Origin of the sequence: Streptomyces sp. NPDC029674 (genome assembly GCF_044903205.1) — a bacterium.
In the GTDB taxonomy this organism is placed as follows: domain Bacteria; phylum Actinomycetota; class Actinomycetes; order Streptomycetales; family Streptomycetaceae; genus Streptomyces.
This window is the reverse complement of sequence record NZ_JBJDPY010000001.1, coordinates 317,813-336,922: the sequence shown is the minus strand read 5'-3', so window position 1 is coordinate 336,922 and position 19,110 is coordinate 317,813. Positions and strand designations below refer to the sequence as shown.

Here is a 19,110-nt window from a genome sequence, read left to right as displayed (position 1 = left end):
ACAAAGCAGGTCACAGCCTCCGGGTCGGCGAGAAGCATTCGAGAAGCTATTCGAGAAGGTGTGTCACGGCGGCGGGTGCGTGTTGGGATGGGGCGCCGCTGCTGATCACGCGGTGCGGCCGCTGCTGATCACGCGGTGCGAAGACGGGGGAAGGAAGCGGCATGGGGCGTCCGGAGGCCGAACTCGATCCGGGGCAGGGGCCGGTCCAGCGGTTCGCGTTCGAGTTGCGCAAGCTGCGGCAGGAAGCGGGCGGCATCACCTATCGCCGGATGGCCCGGCAGGTGGAGGTCTCGGTCTCCACCCTGTCGAGAGCGGCCGCGGGGGAGCAACTGCCCTCACTTCCGGTGGCCCTGGCCTATGTGCGGGCGTGCGCCGGCGACGCGGAGGAGTGGGAGCGGCGCTGGCGTGAGGCAGCCACCGAACAGGCCCGCGCGGCCGACCTCGTCGCGGACGACACGGTCCCTTCCCCCTACCGTGGCCTGGCCCGGTTCGGCGTGGGCGACGCGGAACTCTTCTTCGGCCGGGACGAGCTGACCGACGCGTTGGTCCGCACGGTGACGGAGCACCGGGTCGTCGCGGTCTTCGGGCCGTCCGGCAGCGGCAAGTCGTCCCTGCTGCGGGCGGGGCTCGTTCCCCGCCTGCGCGGCCTCGACGGAGCGCGGCGGCCGGCGGCGGTGCGGATCCTCACCCCGGGCGAGCACCCGCTGCGCACCCACGACGCCGTGTGCGTACCGGCGCCGGGCGAGGGGGACACCTGGCTGGTCGTGGATCAGTTCGAGGAGGTCTTCACGCTCTGCCGCGACACCGGCGAGCGGGCCGGCTTCCTCGCCCGCCTGCTGGCCGCCGCCGAGCCCGGCAGCCGGCTGCGCGTCGTCCTCGGCGTGCGCGCCGACTTCTACGCCCACTGCCTGGCCCACCCCGAACTGGCCGAAGCCGTACGGGAGTCCACGGTGCCGGTGGGACCCATGGGCGCCGACGCGCTGCGCGCGGTGATCGTCAAACCGGCCCAGGCGCACGGGCTGATCGTGGAACGCGCCCTGACCGCCCGGCTGACCGAGCAGGCGGCGGGGGAGCCGGGCGGTCTGCCGCTGCTCTCACACGCTCTGCTGGAGACCTGGCGCCGCCGCAGAGGCCGCACGCTGACCCTGGAGGCCTACGAGGCGACCGGCGGCATCCACGCGGCCGTCGCCCAGACCGCCGAGGAGCTGTACGGGCGGCTGTCCCCGGACCGGTGCCTGCTCGTCCGGCGCATCCTGCTGCGCCTGATCACCCCGGGGGAGGGGGCGCCGGACACCCGGCGTCCCGTCGAACGCGCGGAACTGGATCTCGGCGACCCGGACGGCGTCGCCCGCGTCCTGGCCGACCTCGCCGCCGCCCGCCTGGTCACCCTGGACGACGACAGGGTCGACCTCGCCCACGAGTCGCTGATCTCCTCGTGGCCGCGCTTCCGGCAGTGGGTCGAGGAGGACCGTGAGCTGCTGCGGGCCCACCGGCAGTTGACGGAGGCGGCCCGGACGTGGGACGACCTGGGGTGTGACCAGGGGGCCGTGTACCGGGGAGCCCGACTCGACACGGCCGACGAACTGTTCGCCGCGCCCGAACGCGCGGCCGCCCTCACCTCGCTGGAACGAAGCTTCCTGGCCGCGAGCCGTGCGGCCCGCACCGGTGAGAGGCGGCGTCGGCACGGGCTGATCGGCGCCCTCAGCCTCCTGGTCGTCCTGTCCCTCGTCGCCGGGGCCGTCGCCTGGCAGCAGGGGCGCACGAGCGACCGGCGGCACGCGGAGGCCGAGGCGCGGCGGATCGCGGCGGTCGCGGAGAACATGCGGTACTCCGATCCGGTCCTCGCGATGCGGCTGAGCGTGGCGGCGTGGCGGTTGGCGGAGACGACGGAGACGCGGTCGGCGCTGCTGGGCGCGGTGACGCAGCGGGAGGAGGACACGTTCGCGGTGCCGGGCGCCGAGACCGCGTCCCAGGACACCGACCTGACGACCGGGCGGCATCTCGTCGACGGCGGCCGGACCCTGGTGTCGGTCGCGCCCGACCGGATCACGACATGGGACGTGCGCACCCATCGGCGTACGCACGCGGCTCCGGGGCTGGGACGTCTGAACGGCGCGGGCACGGTGGCGGTCGGGCCGGACGGCCGTCGGCTCGCGGTGGCGACGTACGACGGGGTCGTGCTGTGGGACGTCCGGGCCGGGCGGGTCACGGACACACTTCCCACGGGGCCCGCGGACACCGCCCTGTTCGGCCCCGGCGGGCGCACCCTCGTCGTGGATCCCGGGGGCGCCGTGGAGGGCGACGGCCCGCGGGACGTGCAGGTGTGGGACCTGCGGACCGACCGGGCCCTGCTGCGCGTCCCGCTGAAGGCCGGCGAGACCGTGCGGACCGCGCTCAGCGCGGACGGCCGGTGGCTGGCGCTGTGCACGGACCGGCGGCCGCTGGAGATCAGGGACGTCACCGGCCGGCGGAAGTCCCCCCTGCCCCGGCCCGCCGGGGTGAGCCGCCACAGGTGTGACGGGGACAGGGCCGGATTGGCCTTCGGCCCGGACAACCGGACCCTGGCCTTCCTGACGGGGTCCGGCATACGCCGGGTGGACCTCCGCTCCGGCAAGGAGCTCCCGAAGATCGACGAGCGTGGCCTGACCGGGCTCCGGTTCAGCGCGGACGGCCGGTTCCTCGCGGCGACCGGCCTCCGCGGACTCCTGCTGTGGCGGCTGTCGGACCCCGCCGACCCGGTCTTCCGGCAGCCGCTGCCCGCCGAGGCGTCCACCCGGACCGCCGAGTTCGAACTCGACCCGGACACCCGCGTGGCGCGCTACCTCAACGCGCCCACGACGGTGGTCCGGTCGCTGAACCTGGGCCCTGTGGCCACGGCACGCTGGACGGAACACGTGGTCGACGAGGCATACCCGGCCCCGGACGGCAGAACCCTGGCTGTCCTCCGGTACTCGGGGAGCCCGGGGGCGGGATACCGGCTGCTGGACACCCGCAGCGGCCGCGTCCGCCACGAGCCGCGGGAGAAGCCCTGCCCGGAGCACGGCATGGAGCAGGATCCGTCGTCGGACGATCCGTCGTCGGACGACATGCCGAGGGACGACCTCGCGCTCTGCGTCGATCTCATGGCGTTCAGCGGGGACGGCAGGTTCTTCGCCCACGGACGGGGCTGGTCCGCGTCGAAGCGCGGCACGGCGACACGGCAGCGGGTCACCGTCCGGGACGTCAGGACCGGGCGCGAGCACGCCGTCATCGATCTGCCGGGCGGCGACGAGGAGGCGGTCCAGAGCATCGCGCTCAGCCACGACGGCAGCGTCATGGCGGCGTTCCGGACCGCCACGGGTGACGCCGTCGACGTGTGGGACGTGCGCACCGGCCGACGCGTCGAGAAGCTGCGCCGCGACAACCTCGCACCCGGCCAGGAGATGGGCTCCGAGGGCGGAGGTTTCGGGTTGCAGGGGCAGCGGCCGGTCCTGAGCCCGGACGCGGACACCGCCGTGGCTCCGGACGGCGTGGTCGCCGACCTCTCCTCCGGACGGGTCGGCCGGCGCTCGCTCGGCGACGACCTGGCCACGGCGCTGGCCTTCAGCCCGGACGGCGACCGGCTGGCCGTGGGCGACGCCTCGGGGCGCGTCGCGCTCTGGGACGGAGCGGTCGACAACCGGCTCGGCCAGCTGTCCGGTACGCACCTCACCGCGTACGAGGGCGGTGACGTCGTCGACGACGGGATCGCCGCCCTCGCCTACTCGGCCGACGGCCGCACCCTCGCGGTCGGCGGAGCCTCCGGCACCGTCCAGCTCTGGGACGTCCCGTCCAACCGGCCCCTCGGCTCCGCCCTGCTCACCCCGGGCGGCCCGCTGCGCGCCCTCTCCTTCAGCGCGGACGGCGGCACGCTGTACGCGTCCAGCGCGCACATGCCCCTGCAGAAGTACGCGCTGGCCCCGGACCGGCTCGCCGAGCAGAGCTGCGCACGCGCCGGGGGCGGCCTGACCGAGGCGGACTGGAAGACGTACCTGCCGGATATGCCGTACCGGCAGACGTGCGGGCCTCAGAAGCACCGACCTCAGAAGCACCGACCTCAGAAGTAGCTCAACTCTCACCGCGTCACACCGATTTCCGTGGACGGCGGCACGACCGCGTCCATAGGGTCGCGATCATGCCTGACATATCGCTGACCACGGTCGTCGTCCTCTGTGTCGCCGCTCTGGCGGCCGGGTGGATCGACGCCGTAGTCGGCGGGGGCGGACTGCTGCTGCTCCCCGCCCTGCTGCTCGGCCTGCCGGGCGGCACCCCCGCCGCACACGCCCTCGGCACGAACAAGGCCGTCGCCATCGTCGGGACGGCGGGCGCCGCCGTGACCTACGTCAGGAAGACGCCCGTCGACGTGCCGACCGCCGTGCGGATCGGTCTCGCCGCGCTCGCCGGGTCGATGGGCGGCGCCTTCTTCGCGGCCGGCATGAGCACCGAGGTGCTGAAGCCCGTGATCATGGTGGTGCTGCTCGCCGTCGCCGCCTTCGTGATCCTCAGGCCCGCGTTCGGCACCGCGCCCGCCGCCGGGCCCGCGTCCCCGAAGCGGATCCTCGCCGCGATCGGCCTCGCGGGCCTCGGCATCGGCTTCTACGACGGGCTCATCGGGCCCGGCACCGGCACGTTCCTCGTCCTCGCCCTGACCGCCGTGCTCCACCTCGACCTCGTCTCGGCCTCCGCCACCGCCAAGATCGTCAACTGCTGCACCAACGCGGGCGCCCTCGCGATGTTCGCCTGGCAGGGCGCCGTCCTGTGGCAGCTGGCCGGACTCATGGCCGTCTTCAACCTCGCGGGCGGCATGTTCGGCGCGCGCACGGCCCTCAAGAAGGGCAGCGGCTTCGTCCGGGTCGTGCTCCTGACCACCGTCTTCGGACTCGTCCTGAAGATGGCGTACGAGCAGTGGGTGGCGTAGGGCTCGGCGGCCCGGTGCCGTAGCGCTCAGCGCACCGACGTCAGGTGGGCGAAGACCACCACGTTGCCCTGGTAGCCGGTCTGTCTCGAGTACTTGCCGCCGCAGGTGATGACCCGCAGCTCCGGCCGGGCCGCCGCGCCGTACACCTTCTGGTCCGGGAAGTCCTTGGCGTCGTAGACCTCGTTCGCGTCGACCGTGAAGACGGCCACGCTGCCGTCCCTGCGCTCCACCTCGATCGTGCGGCCCTTCTGCAGCGCGCCCAGCTCGTAGAAGACGGCGGGCCCCTCCTGGTTGTCGACGTGGCCCGCCACGATGGCGGTGCCGCGCTCGCCGGGCGTGGTGCCCGCCTCGTACCAGCCCGCGAGGTTCTTGCGCTCCGGCGGCGGTACGTCGAGGCTGCCCTGCCGGGTCAGGCCAAGGCCCATGAGGGGGGTGTCGACGCCGATCGAGGGGATCCGCACGCGGTCGGGCGGGGAGGGCGGGAGCGGTGCGGTGCCGGGGGCGCGGGAGGCGGCGGGCTCGTGGTGGCGGGCGGCGGGGCCGGGGCCGATCGAAGCGGCCTGCGCGGCGGAGGGCTGGGGCGGCGGCTGCGGTCCGCCGCCACCGCTCAGCAGCCACGCCCCGGCGCAGAGCGCCACGGCGGTGACAACGGCTATGACGGCGTTGCCGGTCTTCCTGCCCGCACCGAGCCGCGTACGAAGTCGCGCACCGAGCTTCGTACGAAGTCGCGTACGACGTCGTGTGCGGAGTCGCGTACCGGTGTTCATACGGCATTCCCCCTCGGGGTCGGGCGGTCCTGGCCCCCGTCCCCCTCCCGGCCCGCGGGGGAGCACGGGCCGGGAGGGGCAGGGCCGGCGGTACCGGTGGACAGCGGAGGGTGTCCGTCAGATCCTGTCGCCTCTCGCGCGGCGGTGCAGGAGCCAGGTACCGCCCGCGGCGGCGACGGCCAGGGCCGCCACTCCCGCCGCGGTCTGCACGGGGTCGGGACCGAGCGCGCCGCCGACCCCCGTCTTCACGTGTCCCTTCGGAGGCTGGTGGGGCCGCTCGCCGGCGGCCGCGGTGGAGGTGATCGTGACGACGAGGTCACCCGCGACCCGCTTGTCCTTCGTGCCGGAGCCGCCGGACCCGGAGCAGGTCGCGACGATCTCGTACGTGCCCGGCTGGGCGGACGGCGGCACCTCGAACCGTCCGGCCGCGGCCTCGCCGCCCTCCTTCTGCGTGCCGGGCGCCAGCGCGAACCTGCCCGCCCCCACCGCGCTCGCGTCGCCCGCCGCGGTCCCGCCCGGGCCGCAGGCGGTGGTGTGCACGGCGACGGTGGTACCAGGGGTGACGGTGGCCGGCCGGATCTCCAGGCCTCCGGCGGGCGGGCCGGGAGCGGCGGAGACGGGGGCGGCGGCCAGGGCGCCCGTGGCCATGGCGAGGGCGGTGACGGTCAGCAGGCGGGCGTTGCGCATGTGCTCGTTCCTCCGAGGGGCCTACGCGCGAGAACGGCCCGCGGCACCCCCAAGTGCCGCTGCGTCGGTCGAACCCCGCTCTACCGAGGTAAGTGGCACTCGGCGGCGCACGCCTCCTGATGAAGCATCAGAAAGTGCGCGACGGGGCGGTTCCTGACGCCGTGAAGGTTACGTTCCAGCAGGTCACCGGCGTATCCGCGGAAAGGGCCCGAAGAGCGCGGGCGGCGCCTGTGAATGGGTGACCCTGGCCGCCGGACGGGTGTCCGAGCGCTCGGGGTGGTGCGGGACGGAAGTGCGCCGGGGCGGTGCGCCGGGCTGTCAGGCGGACACGTCTTCCTGGTCCTCCGCGGCGGCCCCGGCCTCGCAGGACCCGGTGGCGCACGGCACCTTCTCCTCCACCAGACGACGCGGGCCCGGACCGCGCGAGCCGAGCGCGTCCAACGTGTTGGACAGCGCGCACCGGGACAGCGAGAGGCAACCGCAGCCGATGCAGTCGGTGAGGTTGTCGCGCAGCCGCTGGAGAGTCCGGATGCGGGTGTCGAGGTCGTCGCGCCAGCACTCGGAGATCCTGGCCCAGTCCGCACGGGTCGGGGTGCGGTCGTCGGGGAGCAGGGCGAGCACCTCGCGGATCGTGGCGAGCGGCATGCCGAGCTGCTGCGACGTACGGATGAAGGCGACCCGGCGCAGGGTGTCGCGGCTGTAACGGCGCTGGTTGCCCGTGGTGCGGCGGGACGTGATGAGCCCCTCGCTCTCGTAGAACCGCAGGGCGGAGGGGGCGACTCCGCTGCGCTGGGCGAGCTCGCCGATGGTGGCTTCCTTGGCTATCGGTGCGAGGCGCTGGGTCATGCGGTCAGCGTAGTCTCCACGTAGTCGCCCAACGGCCGTACTCCATACAGCCGTTCGCTCCTGGACGCCGCCGTGCACAATCGGCGTATGGATGACGAACCGAAGGTGCGGGTGCTGACCGTGCTGACGACGACGGACGCCGAGGACAAGGCGCGGGACCTCGCGGGCGGCGCGGTGCGGGCGCGCGTCGCGGCCTGCGCGCAGATCACCGGACCCGTCACGTCCGTGTACCGGTGGGAGGGCGACATCGAGACCGCCCGCGAATGGCAGGTGCTGTTCAAGACCACGGCCGCCCGCTACGCCGCCCTGGAGGCATGGCTCCACGCCGCCCACGACTACGACACCCCGGAGATCATCGCGACACCGGTGGTGCGGGGCAGCGCGGCCTACCTGGAGTGGGTCGAGCGGGAGACCGCCGAGTGACCCGACGCGTCGCGGCCCGGCTGCCGTTCTTCGTGTACGGGACGCTGCTCCCGGGGGAGCGGTACCACGCCGCCCACCTCGGCGGCCGCATCGCCGCGCACGAACCGGCCCGGCTCCCGGACGCGGTCCTCTACGAGGGCCCCGGCTACCCCTATCTCGTCGAGGAGCCCGGCAGCGGCGGCCCGGTGTACGGCGAGCTGGTGACCGCGCTGCCCACCGCCTACGACCGGCTCCTCGTACTCCTCGACACCCTCGAGGAGTACAGCCCCGGCGACCCCCGCAACCTCTACGAGCGCGTCGCACGCGACGTACTCCGTTCCGACGGGTCGCCGGTGCGCGCCTGGGTCTACGTCGCGGCCCCGCGCATCGCCCTCGGGCTGCGGGCGACCGGGACGGTGATAGGGGGCGGGGACTGGGCCGCGCACCGCCTCGGGCGATAACTCCCGCCCCACGGCACGGCGTTGGCCCCACCAGGGCGAAATCGCAGCTCAAACGCGTATGCACCCGAACCGGTGATACGAATCACTCGTGCGAGCGAGTTGGCGCGACTACGCTCCGTGAGCACCGCCAAGCTCTCCGTGTGCACCTCCTGGTGCGCGAGGCGGTGCGCGAGCACCCTGTCCCAGAAGGAATCGCCCTATGCGAGTTCGCCGTTCCCTGCCGGCCCTCATCGGCGCCGTGGCCCTCGGCCTCGGAATGTCCCTGGCGTCCTCGGCCTCCGCCTCCCCGGCGGCCGTCATGAACCCCTGCGGGTTCTACGAGACCCACACCGACGCCTACTACAACCACTGCACGAGCGACGGCTCGAAGATCCTGATCGAGATCGACGACTGGGGCCCCAACACGACCAGGTGCGTGGGCCCGGGCGTCACCTGGATCGGCAAGGCCGGTGACGTGGACGGCGCCTGGTACATCGGACGCACCTGCTGATCCCGGCCCCCTCGTACGACCGCGGGCCCGGGACCTCGTTCCCGGGCCCGCTCCGCGACCTCACCCCTGCTCCACCCGCTCCAGCCGCACCGCGCACACCTTGAACTCCGGCATCCGCGACACGGGATCCAGCGCCGGATTCGTCAGGGTGTTGGCCCGCCCCTCGCCCGGCCAGTGGAACGGCATGAAGACCGTGTCGGCGCGGATCGCCGTCGTGACCCGCGCCGGAGCCACCGCGCGGCCACGCCGCGAGACGACGGCGACCGGATCGTCCTCCCCGACCCCCAGACGCGCGGCGAGCCTCGGATGCAGCTCCACGAAGGGCCCCGGAGCTGCCGCGTTGAGCTCGTCGACGCGCCGCGTCTGGGCCCCGGACTGGTACTGCGCGAGCACCCGCCCCGTGGTCAGCAGCACCGGATACTCCGCGTCCGGCTCCTCCGCCGTATCCCGGTGCACCACCGGCACGAAACGCGCCCGCCCGTCCTCGGTCGCGAACCGGTCGAGAAACAGCCGCGGCGTCCCCTCGGCCTCCGGGCCCTCCGGGCACGGCCAGAACACTCCCTCCCCGTCGTTCTCCCGCAACCGCTCGTAACTGATCCCCGAGTAGTCCGCGGCCCCGCCCGCGCTCGCCCGGCGCAACTCCTCGAAGACCTCCTCCGGTTCGGTGGGGAAGCCCTTCCCGTGGCCCAGCCGCTCCGCGATCCCGTGCAGCACGTCCAGGTCGCTGCGCACCCCGTCCGGCGCCGACACGGCCTGCCGCCGCAGCAGCACCCTCCCCTCCAGGTTCGTCACCGTCCCCGTCTCCTCGGCCCACTGCGTCACCGGCAGCACCACGTCCGCCAGCTGCGCCGTCTCCGACATCACCACGTCCGCCACCGCGAGGAAGTCGAGGGACCGCAGCCGCTCCTCCACGTGCGCGGCCCGCGGCGCGGAGACGACCGGGTTGGAACCCATCAGGAGCAGCGTCTTGATGTCCCCGCCCAACGCGTCGAGCAGTTCGTAAGCCGACCTGCCGGGCCCCGGCAGAGAGTCCGGGTCCACGCCCCACACCCCCGCCACATGGGCCCGCGCCGCCGGGTCCGTCAGCTTGCGGTAGCCGGGCAACTGGTCCGCCTTCTGCCCGTGTTCGCGCCCACCCTGGCCGTTGCCCTGCCCCGTCAGGCAGCCGTACCCGGACAGCGGCCGCCCGGCACGGCCCGTGGCGAGACACAGGTTGATCCACGCCCCCACCGTGTCCGTGCCCTTGGACTGCTGCTCGGGCCCGCGCGCGGTGAGCACCATCGCGTTGTCGGCGTCGCAGAAGAGACGCACGGCCTCCCGCAGCTCGGGCACCGCCACGCCCGTGATCCGCTCGACGTGCTCCGGCCAGTGCGCCATTGCCGCCGCCCGCGCCTCCTCCCATCCGCTCGTCCGCTCCTCGATGTACGCCTCGTCCGTCCGCCCTTCCGCCACGACCAGGTGCAGCAGCCCGAGCGCCAGGGCGAGGTCCGTGCCGGGCCGCGGCGCCAGGTGCAGGTCGGCCTGGTCGGCGGTCCTGGTCCGGCGGGGGTCCACGACGATCAGCGTGCCGCCGTTCGCCTTGAGCTCCGTCAGGTACCGCAGGGCGGGCGGCATCGTCTCCGCGAGGTTCGACCCGACGAGGATCACGCAGCCGGTGCGCGGGATGTCCTCCAGCGGGAAGGGCAGCCCCCGGTCGAGCCCGAACGCCCGCTGCCCCGCGGCCGCCGCCGACGACATGCAGAACCGTCCGTTGTAGTCGATCTGCGACGTGCCGAGCGCCACCCTCGCGAACTTGCCCAGCGCGTACGCCTTCTCGTTGGTCAGGCCGCCCCCGCCGAACACCCCGCACGCGTCCGCGCCGTGCTCCGCACGCGTGCGGGAGAGCTCGTCGGCGATCCGGTCCAGGGCCTCCTCCCAGGTGGCCGGCGTGAGCCTGCCCGTGGCGTGGGATCGGATGAACGGCTCTGTCAGACGCACCCGGGAGGAGAGCACGGCGGGGGCGGTGCGGCCCTTGCCGCACAGTGCTCCTTTATTGACGGGGAAGCCCGGCCGCTCGACGACCTCCACGCCTTGGGGGCCCCGGATGAGGTCCATTCCGCATTGCAGTGCGCAGTACGGGCAGTGGGTGGGTGTCGCCGTGGAGTGCATGCGGGTCAGCGTGCGCTGGGCTTGTTACGTGTCCTGCGTCCTCGTGTTACGCGTGCGGTAACCCCGCCTCAGTCGTTCCCGCGCCCTGCGGTGAGGCCTGTCCCCCCTGGATTTTGTGGTTGCCGGGTGCGGGTTGTCTTTGGCTGGTCGCGCAGTTCCCCGCGCCCCTTGGGTGGTCCTCGGCGCCCCGCAAGGGCTCAGCGGGGGGACTTCAGTGCTTGAGGCACTCCGGGCTCCTGGGGGCCCAGGAAGCGGGGAGCCGGGTGGAAGGTTGCGTCCAGTGCCGCCTTGCCTGCCGCGAATATCTCCCGGGCGCCGCCGTAGTACCAGGTCGTGTCGTGTTTGGCGTCCACCGCCACCCCGTACGAGGAGACGCCCGCCGCGTCGCAGAGCGCGACCGCTCTGCGTATGTGGAAGCCCTGGCTGATCAGCACCGCCCGGTCCACGCCGAAGATCTTCTTGGCGCGGACGCAGGAGTCCCACGTGTCGAAGCCGGCGTAGTCGCTCACTATGCGGCGACCCGGCACGCCGTGCTTCTTCAGATAGGCGCGCATGGCGTCCGGCTCGTCGTACTCCTCGCGGCTGTTGTCCCCGGTGACGAGCACGACCTCTATTCGCCCCGTGCGGTACAACTCCGCCGCCGCGTCGAGCCGGTGTGCCAGATACGGCGACGGCTCGCCCTTCCACAGCCCGGCGCCGAAGACCACCGCGACCCGGGTGCGCGGCGCGTCGGCGACCGAGCCCACCTTGTCCTCCGTCGTCACGAACAGCCAGGTCGCGGGCAGCAGCGCGAGCACGCACAGGGCCATGACCGCCTGCACGGCACGCCGCTGTCCCCGCCGCGAGCGTGGCAGCCGCAGCCGCGGCCATTGAGGCTTGCGCAGCCGCGGTCGGAGGCGGCCTGTCCATCGAGCCGACCCGTCCCCGCTCCTGGCCCCGTCCCCATGTCTTTCCATCGCTGGTCCGCCCCCGTGCCCGCCGGATCCCCCCGATCCGATCAATGCCACAACCGTAGACCGCCCCACCGGCGACGTCAGTGGCCCGTGCCCCTGAAACACCCCCGAGAACACCCCGACCCACCCCTGACAGCGCCCCGCCGCCCACCGTGAGCCCGTTGAAAACAGTCGTCACGGCCGCGCAACGCGCCCGCAATATCCCCCCGCCATCCTCGGTTCATGACGCCGTCGACCGCTCTTCACGACGAGTCCGGCAGCACTCACCTCGACAGTACGGCGCAGATCATGGACCGCATCACCAGCCAGCTCGGCACCCAGCTCAGCCTCGTCTCGCCCGACGGCAGCCGCCGTCACGCCCCGCGTCACGCCCCGCGTCCCACCCCGCGTCCCACCCCGCGTCCCGACCCCCGCCCCACGCTCGTCCTCGTCGCCCACGGCAGCCGTGACCCGCGCGCCCTCACCACCGTCACGGCCCTCGCCGAGCGGGTCCGCGAGCAGCGCCCCGGACTCGCCGTCCGCCTGGGCCACATCGAGCTGAACGAGCCGCTGCTCACCGAGACCCTCGCCGCGCAGCGGACCGGCTCCGCCGTGCTCGTGCCGCTGCTCCTCGGCCGCGGCCAGCACGTCAAGCGCGACCTGCCCGCGGCCGCCGCGGGCGCGCCCCACCTCGACACCCGTGTCGCCGCCCCGCTCGGCCCCCACCCGCTGCTCGCCGAGGCGCTGCACGCCCGCCTCGTCCAGGCCGGCTGGCCCGAGCGTCCGCGGCGCGGGCACGGTGTGGTGCTCGCCGCCGCGGGCTCCCGCGACCCGGAGTCGGCCGCCGACACGGAGACCGCCGCCGGGCTGCTCGCCGAACGGCTCGGCGTCCCCGTCGTGCCCGCCTACGCCGCGCCCACCGCGGCCTGCGCCCGCACCGTGCCGGAAGCGCTCGAACTCCTGGCCGCACAAGGGCGGACGCGCACCGCCGTCGCTGCCTACTTCACCGCGCCGGGCCGCTTCGCCACCCAGAGCGCGGCCGCCGCACCCTGGATCGCCGCGGCTCCCCTCGGCCCACACGCGGCCCTCGCCCGTCTCGTCCTGCACCGCTACGACCAGGCACGCACCGCGCCGGCACCGGCCCGACAGCGCCGCCTGACCAGCGTCTGACGGAGGGGACGCGGAGGGCGGACGCAGCAGGCCGAATCCAAGGGGCCAGATCCCTGTTTGTCACTGCTTGCGTCTACTGTCGGTGCATGGAAGGCACAGCACCGAACGCGCGACCTGAGGCCTGCACCGGCCACCACGCCGACGACGTCTACGGCGCCTACGACGAGGCCGCCGTCGAGCGGTGGGCCGCCGAGCCGGACAAGCGGCCGGGGCGCACGGCTTTCCAGCGGGACCGCGCGCGCGTGCTGCACTCGGCGGCGCTGCGCCGCCTCGCCGGGAAGACCCAGGTCGTCACGCCCGGCACCAGGAGCCAGGCCTGGGACGCCAGCGCCCGCACCCGGCTGACGCACTCCCTGGAGTGCGCCCAGGTGGGCCGCGAGCTGGGCGCCGCCCTGGGCTGCGACCCCGACCTGGTGGAGATGGCGTGCCTCTCCCACGACCTCGGCCACCCCCCGTTCGGGCACAACGGCGAGCAGGCGCTGAACGAAGTGGCGGCGGACTGCGGCGGCTTCGAGGGCAACGCCCAGTCGCTCAGGCTCCTCACCCGCATCGAGCCGAAGCGGTTCATCCGCTCCGAGTCCACCGGCGAACTCGTCAGCGTGGGCCTCAACCTCACCCGGGCCGCCCTCGACGCCGCCACCAAGTACCCCTGGCCGCGCGGCGCCCACCCCGCCGACCCGGCGTCCCCCAAGTTCGGTGTCTACGAAGACGACAGGCCCGTCTTCGACTGGGTCCGCAAGGAGGCCCCGGGCCAGCGCATCTGTTTCGAGGCGCAGATCATGGACTGGTCCGACGACGTCGCGTACTCGGTCCACGACTTCGAAGACGGCCTGCACGCCGGCCACATCGATCCGAACGCACTGCACGCCGAGCCGGAGCGGCAGGACATCTACGCCGTGGCGCTCGGGCGGTACGTCCCCGAGGACACCGACCCCGAAGAGCTCGCCCAAGCTCTCGACCGCCTCCTGGAGCAGGAGTGGTGGCCGCACGGGTACGACGGGACGGCCGTCGCCCAGGCCCGGTTGAAGGACGCCACCAGCCAGCTCATCGGCCGCTTCTGCCTGGCCGCGGAGACCGCCACGCGCGCGCGGTACGGCACGGGTCCCCTCACGCGGTACACCGCCGAGCTCGTCGTCCCGCGCGCGGCACGGCACGAATGCGCCGTACTCAAAGCCGTCGCCGATCGCTACGTGATGCAGCGCCCCGCCCAGGAGCGGCTCCGCGCGGACCAGCGCGTCGTCGTCGCCGAGCTCGCCGAAGCGCTCACCGCCCGCGCCCCCGAAGGGCTGGATCCGCAGTTCCGCGCGCTGTACGACGCGGCGTCCGACGACCGCGTGGCCCAGCGCGTCGTGGTCGACCAGATCGCGTCCCTCACTGACGCGGCGGCCCGCGCGCTGCACACCCGGCTGACGGCGAGACTCTGATGAAACAACGGTAAGTGACCATGGAGTGACCACGGGGCGTGACGAAATGTGGCCAGTCGAGGCCACGCCCCCTTCCCGCATCACGCTCTGTGCGGGACGCTCCCTGTTGCGGCGAGGCCGAGTGGCAACGCTGTGTTCTTCCGGGGGACACCCCCGGTACCCCGGGCAAGGAGGCATCAAGTGGTCGACGCGGATCAGACGTTCGTCATTGTCGGAGGAGGGCTGGCCGGCGCCAAGGCGGCCGAAACGCTCCGCTCCGAAGGGTTCACCGGCCGGGTGATCCTCATCGGCGACGAGCGGGACCACCCCTACGAGCGCCCGCCCCTGTCCAAGGGATATCTCCTCGGCAAGGAGGAGCGCGACAGCGTCTTCGTGCACGAACCGGGGTGGTACGCGCAAGCGGACGTCGAACTGCACCTGGGCCAGACCGTCGTCGCCGTCGACCGCGAGGCGAAGGCCGTGCGCCTGGGCGAGGGCACCGTCATCCGCTACGACAAACTGCTCCTTGTCACCGGCGCCGAGCCGCGCCGCCTCGACGTCCCGGGCACCGACCTGGCGGGCGTCCACCACCTGCGCCGCCTCGCGCACGCCGACCGGCTCCGCCACGTCCTCGCCGCCCTGGGCAGGGACAACGGCCACCTGGTGATCGCGGGCGCCGGCTGGATCGGCCTGGAGATCGCGGCGGCCGCCCGGGAGTACGGCGCGGAGGTCACCGTCGTCGAGCCCGAGCCGACCCCGCTGCACGCCGTCCTCGGCCCCGAGGTCGGCCAGATGTTCGCCGACCTGCACGCCGAGCACGGCGTCCGCTTCCACTTCGGGGCCCGCCTCACCGAGATCGTCGGCCAGGACGGCATGGTCCTCGCCGCCCGCACCGACGACGGTGAGGAGCACCCCGCGCACGACGTGCTCGCCGCGATCGGCGCGGCCCCGCGCACGGCCCTCGCCGAAGCCGCAGGACTCGATCTGGTCGACCGCGCCGAAGGGGGCGGCATCGCCGTCGACGCGTCGCTGCGCACCTCCGACCCCGACATCTACGCGGCGGGCGACGTGGCCGCCGTCCGCCACGCGCTCTTCGACACGAGGCTCCGCGTGGAGCACTGGGCCAACGCCCTCAACGGCGGCCCCGCGGCGGCCCGCGCGATGCTCGGCCAGGACGTCACGTACGACCGCGTGCCCTACTTCTTCTCCGACCAGTACGACGTGGGCCTGGAGTACTCGGGCTGGGCGCCCCCGGGCACGTACGACCAAGTGGTGGTCCGCGGCGACACCGGCAAGCGCGAGTTCGTCTCCTTCTGGCTGCGCGACGGGCGGGTCCTCGCGGGCATGAACGTGAATGTGTGGGACGTCACGGAGCCGATCCAGCAGCTCATCGTGCGGGGCGTCCGCCCGGACCCCGACGCCCTCGCGGACCCGTCGACCCCCCTGGCGTCGCTCCTGACGTGACCGGCCGGGCGGGAGTGTCACAGGCGCGCCGTAGTATTCGTACGTGGCAGGCAGGATCAATGACGAGGACGTGAAGGCGGTTCGGGACGCGGTCCCGATCGACGCCGTGGTCTCCGACTACCTCCAGCTGCGCAACGCGGGGGGTGGAAACCTCAAGGGTCTGTGCCCCTTCCACGACGAGAAGTCACCGTCCTTCCAGGTCAGCCCGAGCAAGGGTCTCTTCCACTGCTTCGGCTGCCAGGAAGGCGGCGACACGATCGCCTTCGTGATGAAGATCGACCACCTCACGTTCTCCGAGACGGTCGAGCGCCTCGCCGCCCAGGCGGGCATCACACTGCGTTACGAAGAGGGTGGGTACAACCCCTCGCACCAGCGCGGCGAGCGCATCCGCCTCGTCGAGGCCCACAAGATCGCCGCCCAGTTCTACGTGGACCAGCTGGAGAGCGCCGAGGCCGAGATCGGCCGCAAGTTCCTCGCCGAGCGCGGCTTCGACCAGGCGGCGGCCGCGCACTTCGGCGTGGGCTACAGCCCCGCGGGCTGGGACCACCTCACCCGCTATCTGCGCGGCAAGGGCTTCAGCGACAAGGAGCTGACCCTCTCCGGCCTCTCCCAGGAGGGCCGCCGCGGCCCCATCGACCGCTTCCGCGGCCGCCTCATGTGGCCGATCCGCGACATCGGCGGCGAAGTGGTCGGCTTCGGCGCCCGCAAGCTCCGCGACGACGACAACGGCCCGAAGTACCTGAACACCCCCGAGACGCCGATCTACAAGAAGTCCCAGGTCCTGTACGGAATCGATCTCGCCAAAAAGGAGATCGCCAAGTCCAGCCGCGCCGTCGTCGTCGAGGGCTACACGGACGTGATGGCCTGCCACCTCGCGGGCATCACCACCGCCATCGCGACCTGCGGCACGGCCTTCGGCGGCGACCACATCAAGATCCTCCGCCGCCTCCTGATGGACAACGGCTCGGCGCGGGTGATCTTCACCTTCGACGGTGACGCGGCCGGCCAGAAGGCGGCCCTGCGCGCCTTCGAGGACGACCAGAAGTTCGCCGCCGAGACGTACATCGCGATCGCCCCCGACGGCATGGACCCCTGCGACCTGCGCCTCGCCAAGGGCGACGCGGCCGTTGCCGACCTGGTCGAACCCCGCACGCCGCTCTTCGAGTTCGCCCTCCGCCAGATCGTCTCCCGCTACGACCTGGAGACCCCCGCGGGCCGCGCCGCCGCCTTGGACGAGGCCGCCCCCGTGGTGGCCCGCATCAAGAACAGCGGCGCGCAGCACGAGGTCGCCGTGCAGCTCGCCGGCATGCTCGGCATCCTCGACACGCAGTTCGTCGTCAAGCGCGTCGCGCAGCTGGCCCGCTGGGCCCGCGACCGCGGCGGCCGGGGCCCCGCCCCGGCCCCGCAGCGCTCCTCCCCGGCGTACGAGGCCGCGCCGCAGGGCTTCAGCGGCCCCGCGCTCAACCTGCGCAGCCCCGCCCACCGCACCGAGCGCGAGCTGCTCAAACTGGCCCTGCAGTACCCGCAGTTGGTCTCCCCGGCCTTCGACGCGTACGGCCTGGACGAGTTCACCGCCCCGCCCTACGCCGCGGTGCGCCGCGCCATCGAGGAGGCGGGCGGCGCCGAGCAGGGCGCGCTGGACCCGCAGGAGTACCTCGTCCGCGTCCGGGACGCCGCGCCCGACGACGCGGTCCGCTCCATGGTCACCGAGCTCGCCGTCGAGGCGATCCTGCGCAAGACCGTCGACGAGATGTACGCGGGCATGCAGCTGGTCCAGGTCCGGCTGCGCGCCGTCGACCGCCGCATCCGGGACGTCCAGGGCAGCCTCGCCCGGCTCGGCGCGGGCGGCGACCCGCAGCACCTGGCCGCGGTGCAGGGCGAGTTGTGGGTCCTCCAGCAGTACGGGCAGGCGCTGCGCGAGCGGGGCGCCGAAGCGCTCTGAGGCCATCCCGGGGGCTGCTGGGGGTTCATCTCCGCGGCTGAGGGTTACCCGTCGGGTAACCACGCGATTACGGACCGGACTCAAAAAGTCACCGCACGCCCCTCGTGGCGGCCGTGTGTCGTGCCCCACACTGGGTTCCGGTGCCTGAGTCCTCGGAGCGCGGCCGACCCGCAGACAGCGGGTCCGACACCCCCGCGGTTCCACACATCGTGTCCGGGACGGACAGCGGCGAGGCCGTCGTCCCTCTCCCGTTGCCGCACGCCTCAGCAGCGATCACCCTGGAGGTCGCCCCCGTGCAGACCCAGACCCTCACCCAGACCGACACCGCCGCGCGCGCGGATGCGGATACGAACGTCCTGGAGTCGGTCCCGCCGCAGAGCCGAGCCACCCGGCACCCGGAGGTGCAGGGCGAACCGGAAGCGGCGGAACCCCAGGCGGCACAGGAAGTCCCGGAGGCCCCCGAGGCCCTGGAGCCCGAGACCCTCGACCTCCCCGCCCCCCGCAGCCGCGCCGACACCGGCGGCCCCTCGTCCGACCTGTTCCGCCAGTACCTGCGCGAGATCGGGCGGATACCGCTGCTCACCGCGGCGGAGGAAGTGGAGCTCGCCCGCGCCGTCGAGGCCGGTCTCTTCGCCGAGGAGAAGCTGAGCAACACCCCCGACCTGGACTCCCAACTCGCCCTGGACCTCGACAAACTGGTCGTCATGGGCCGGATGGCCAAGCGCCGCCTCATCGAGGCCAACCTCCGCCTGGTCGTCTCCGTCGCCAAGCGGTACGTGGGCCGCGGCCTCACCATGCTCGACCTCGTCCAGGAGGGGAACCTCGGCCTGATCAGGGCGGTGGAGAAGTTCGACTACGCCCGGGGCTACAAGTTCTCCACGTACGCGACCTGGTGGATCCGCCAGGCCATGTCCCGCGCCCTCGCGGACCAGGCGCGCACGATCCGCGTGCCGGTGCACGTCGTGGAGCTCATCAACCGTGTCGTACGCGTCCAGCGCCGCATGCTCCAGGAGCGGGGGTACGAGCCCACGCCCGAAGAGGTCGCCGCCCAACTGGACCTTCCGCACGAGCGCGTCAGCGAAGTCCTGCGCCTGGCGCAGGAACCCGTGTCGCTGCACGCCCCCGTCGGCGAGGAGGACGACGTCGCGCTCGGCGACCTCATCGAGGACGGCGACGCCACGAGCCCCGTGGAGTCGGCGGCGTTCCTCCTCCTGCGCGAGCACCTGGAAGCGGTGCTCTCCACGCTCGGCGAGCGCGAACGCAAGGTCGTGCAGCTGCGCTACGGCCTCGCGGACGGCCGGCCCCGCACCCTGGAGGAGATCGGCCGCATCTTCGGCGTGACCCGCGAACGCATCCGCCAGATCGAGTCCAAGACCCTCAACAAGCTGCGGGACCACGCGTTCGCGGACCAGTTGAGGGGCTACCTGGACTGAGGCAGCCCCTCGGGGGGCGTCGGGACAGG

At 73.2% G+C, this 19,110-nt stretch carries 15 protein-coding genes; 10 read left to right on the top strand and 5 right to left on the bottom strand.

The window, feature by feature from the left end:
- The first annotated feature begins 161 nt into the window (after positions 1-161).
- Together ACI2L3_RS01460 and ACI2L3_RS01455 are read left to right on the top strand one after the other, a co-directional pair.
- On the top strand, positions 162-4,085 hold the full coding sequence (locus ACI2L3_RS01460; protein WP_404750252.1) for a helix-turn-helix domain-containing protein: 3,924 nt from the start codon (positions 162-164) through the stop codon (positions 4,083-4,085).
- 68 nt (positions 4,086-4,153) lie between these two features.
- On the top strand, positions 4,154-4,936 hold the full coding sequence (locus ACI2L3_RS01455) for a sulfite exporter TauE/SafE family protein (protein WP_404750251.1): 783 nt from the start codon (positions 4,154-4,156) through the stop codon (positions 4,934-4,936).
- Positions 4,937-4,962: 26 nt separating this feature from the next.
- Here the strand turns inward: ACI2L3_RS01455 and ACI2L3_RS01450 are convergent, their stop codons facing one another.
- The 3 genes from ACI2L3_RS01450 to soxR all read right to left on the bottom strand — a co-directional run bounded on the left by ACI2L3_RS01450 (position 4,963) and on the right by soxR (position 7,236).
- A complete protein-coding gene (locus tag ACI2L3_RS01450) occupies positions 4,963-5,703 on the bottom strand; it encodes a class F sortase (protein ID WP_404750250.1) in 741 nt (246 codons plus the stop codon).
- Positions 5,704-5,820: 117 nt separating this feature from the next.
- A complete protein-coding gene (locus ACI2L3_RS01445) occupies positions 5,821-6,390 on the bottom strand; it encodes a hypothetical protein (protein WP_404750249.1) in 570 nt (189 codons plus the stop codon).
- Positions 6,391-6,708: 318 nt separating this feature from the next.
- A complete protein-coding gene (soxR, locus tag ACI2L3_RS01440; RefSeq protein WP_404750248.1) occupies positions 6,709-7,236 on the bottom strand; it encodes a redox-sensitive transcriptional activator SoxR in 528 nt (175 codons plus the stop codon).
- A gap of 87 nt (positions 7,237-7,323) precedes the next feature.
- On the opposite strand from soxR, the gene cutA reads away from it, so the two are divergent.
- The 3 genes from cutA (at position 7,324) to ACI2L3_RS01425 (ending at position 8,589) form a co-directional block, all read left to right on the top strand.
- Positions 7,324-7,659, top strand: coding sequence for a divalent-cation tolerance protein CutA (gene cutA / locus ACI2L3_RS01435; RefSeq protein WP_404750247.1), 336 nt, complete (start codon positions 7,324-7,326; stop codon positions 7,657-7,659).
- Positions 7,656-8,099 (top strand): gamma-glutamylcyclotransferase family protein, encoded by a 444-nt coding sequence (locus ACI2L3_RS01430; protein WP_404750246.1) that lies wholly within the window; start codon positions 7,656-7,658, stop codon positions 8,097-8,099. Before cutA ends, ACI2L3_RS01430 begins: the two co-directional genes overlap by 4 nt.
- A gap of 199 nt (positions 8,100-8,298) precedes the next feature.
- On the top strand, positions 8,299-8,589 hold the full coding sequence (locus ACI2L3_RS01425) for a DUF6355 family natural product biosynthesis protein (RefSeq protein ID WP_404750245.1): 291 nt from the start codon (positions 8,299-8,301) through the stop codon (positions 8,587-8,589).
- Positions 8,590-8,649: 60 nt separating this feature from the next.
- Here ACI2L3_RS01425 and ACI2L3_RS01420 read toward each other — a convergent pair whose 3' ends face one another.
- Together ACI2L3_RS01420 and ACI2L3_RS01415 are read right to left on the bottom strand one after the other, a co-directional pair.
- Positions 8,650-10,737: a molybdopterin oxidoreductase family protein gene (locus ACI2L3_RS01420; RefSeq protein ID WP_404750244.1), complete on the bottom strand. Its 2,088-nt coding sequence runs from the start codon at positions 10,735-10,737 to the stop codon at positions 8,650-8,652.
- Between the two features lie 197 nt (positions 10,738-10,934).
- A complete protein-coding gene (locus tag ACI2L3_RS01415) occupies positions 10,935-11,546 on the bottom strand; it encodes a vancomycin high temperature exclusion protein (protein ID WP_404750687.1) in 612 nt (203 codons plus the stop codon).
- A gap of 366 nt (positions 11,547-11,912) precedes the next feature.
- On the opposite strand from ACI2L3_RS01415, the gene ACI2L3_RS01410 reads away from it, so the two are divergent.
- The 5 genes from ACI2L3_RS01410 to ACI2L3_RS01390 all read left to right on the top strand — a co-directional run bounded on the left by ACI2L3_RS01410 (position 11,913) and on the right by ACI2L3_RS01390 (position 19,081).
- Positions 11,913-12,839, top strand: a complete 927-nt coding sequence (locus tag ACI2L3_RS01410) for a sirohydrochlorin chelatase (RefSeq protein ID WP_404750243.1) — start codon at positions 11,913-11,915, stop codon at positions 12,837-12,839.
- An 86-nt stretch (positions 12,840-12,925) separates the two neighbouring features.
- Positions 12,926-14,263, top strand: coding sequence for a deoxyguanosinetriphosphate triphosphohydrolase (locus tag ACI2L3_RS01405; protein ID WP_404750242.1), 1,338 nt, complete (start codon positions 12,926-12,928; stop codon positions 14,261-14,263).
- A gap of 180 nt (positions 14,264-14,443) precedes the next feature.
- Positions 14,444-15,706: an NAD(P)/FAD-dependent oxidoreductase gene (locus ACI2L3_RS01400; RefSeq protein ID WP_404750241.1), complete on the top strand. Its 1,263-nt coding sequence runs from the start codon at positions 14,444-14,446 to the stop codon at positions 15,704-15,706.
- A 43-nt stretch (positions 15,707-15,749) separates the two neighbouring features.
- On the top strand, positions 15,750-17,648 hold the full coding sequence (dnaG, locus tag ACI2L3_RS01395) for a DNA primase (RefSeq protein ID WP_404750240.1): 1,899 nt from the start codon (positions 15,750-15,752) through the stop codon (positions 17,646-17,648).
- Between the two features lie 140 nt (positions 17,649-17,788).
- The gene (locus tag ACI2L3_RS01390) at positions 17,789-19,081 is read left to right on the top strand and encodes an RNA polymerase sigma factor (protein ID WP_404750239.1); all 1,293 of its coding nucleotides are present in this window, start codon (positions 17,789-17,791) and stop codon (positions 19,079-19,081) included.
- Positions 19,082-19,110 lie beyond the last annotated feature (29 nt).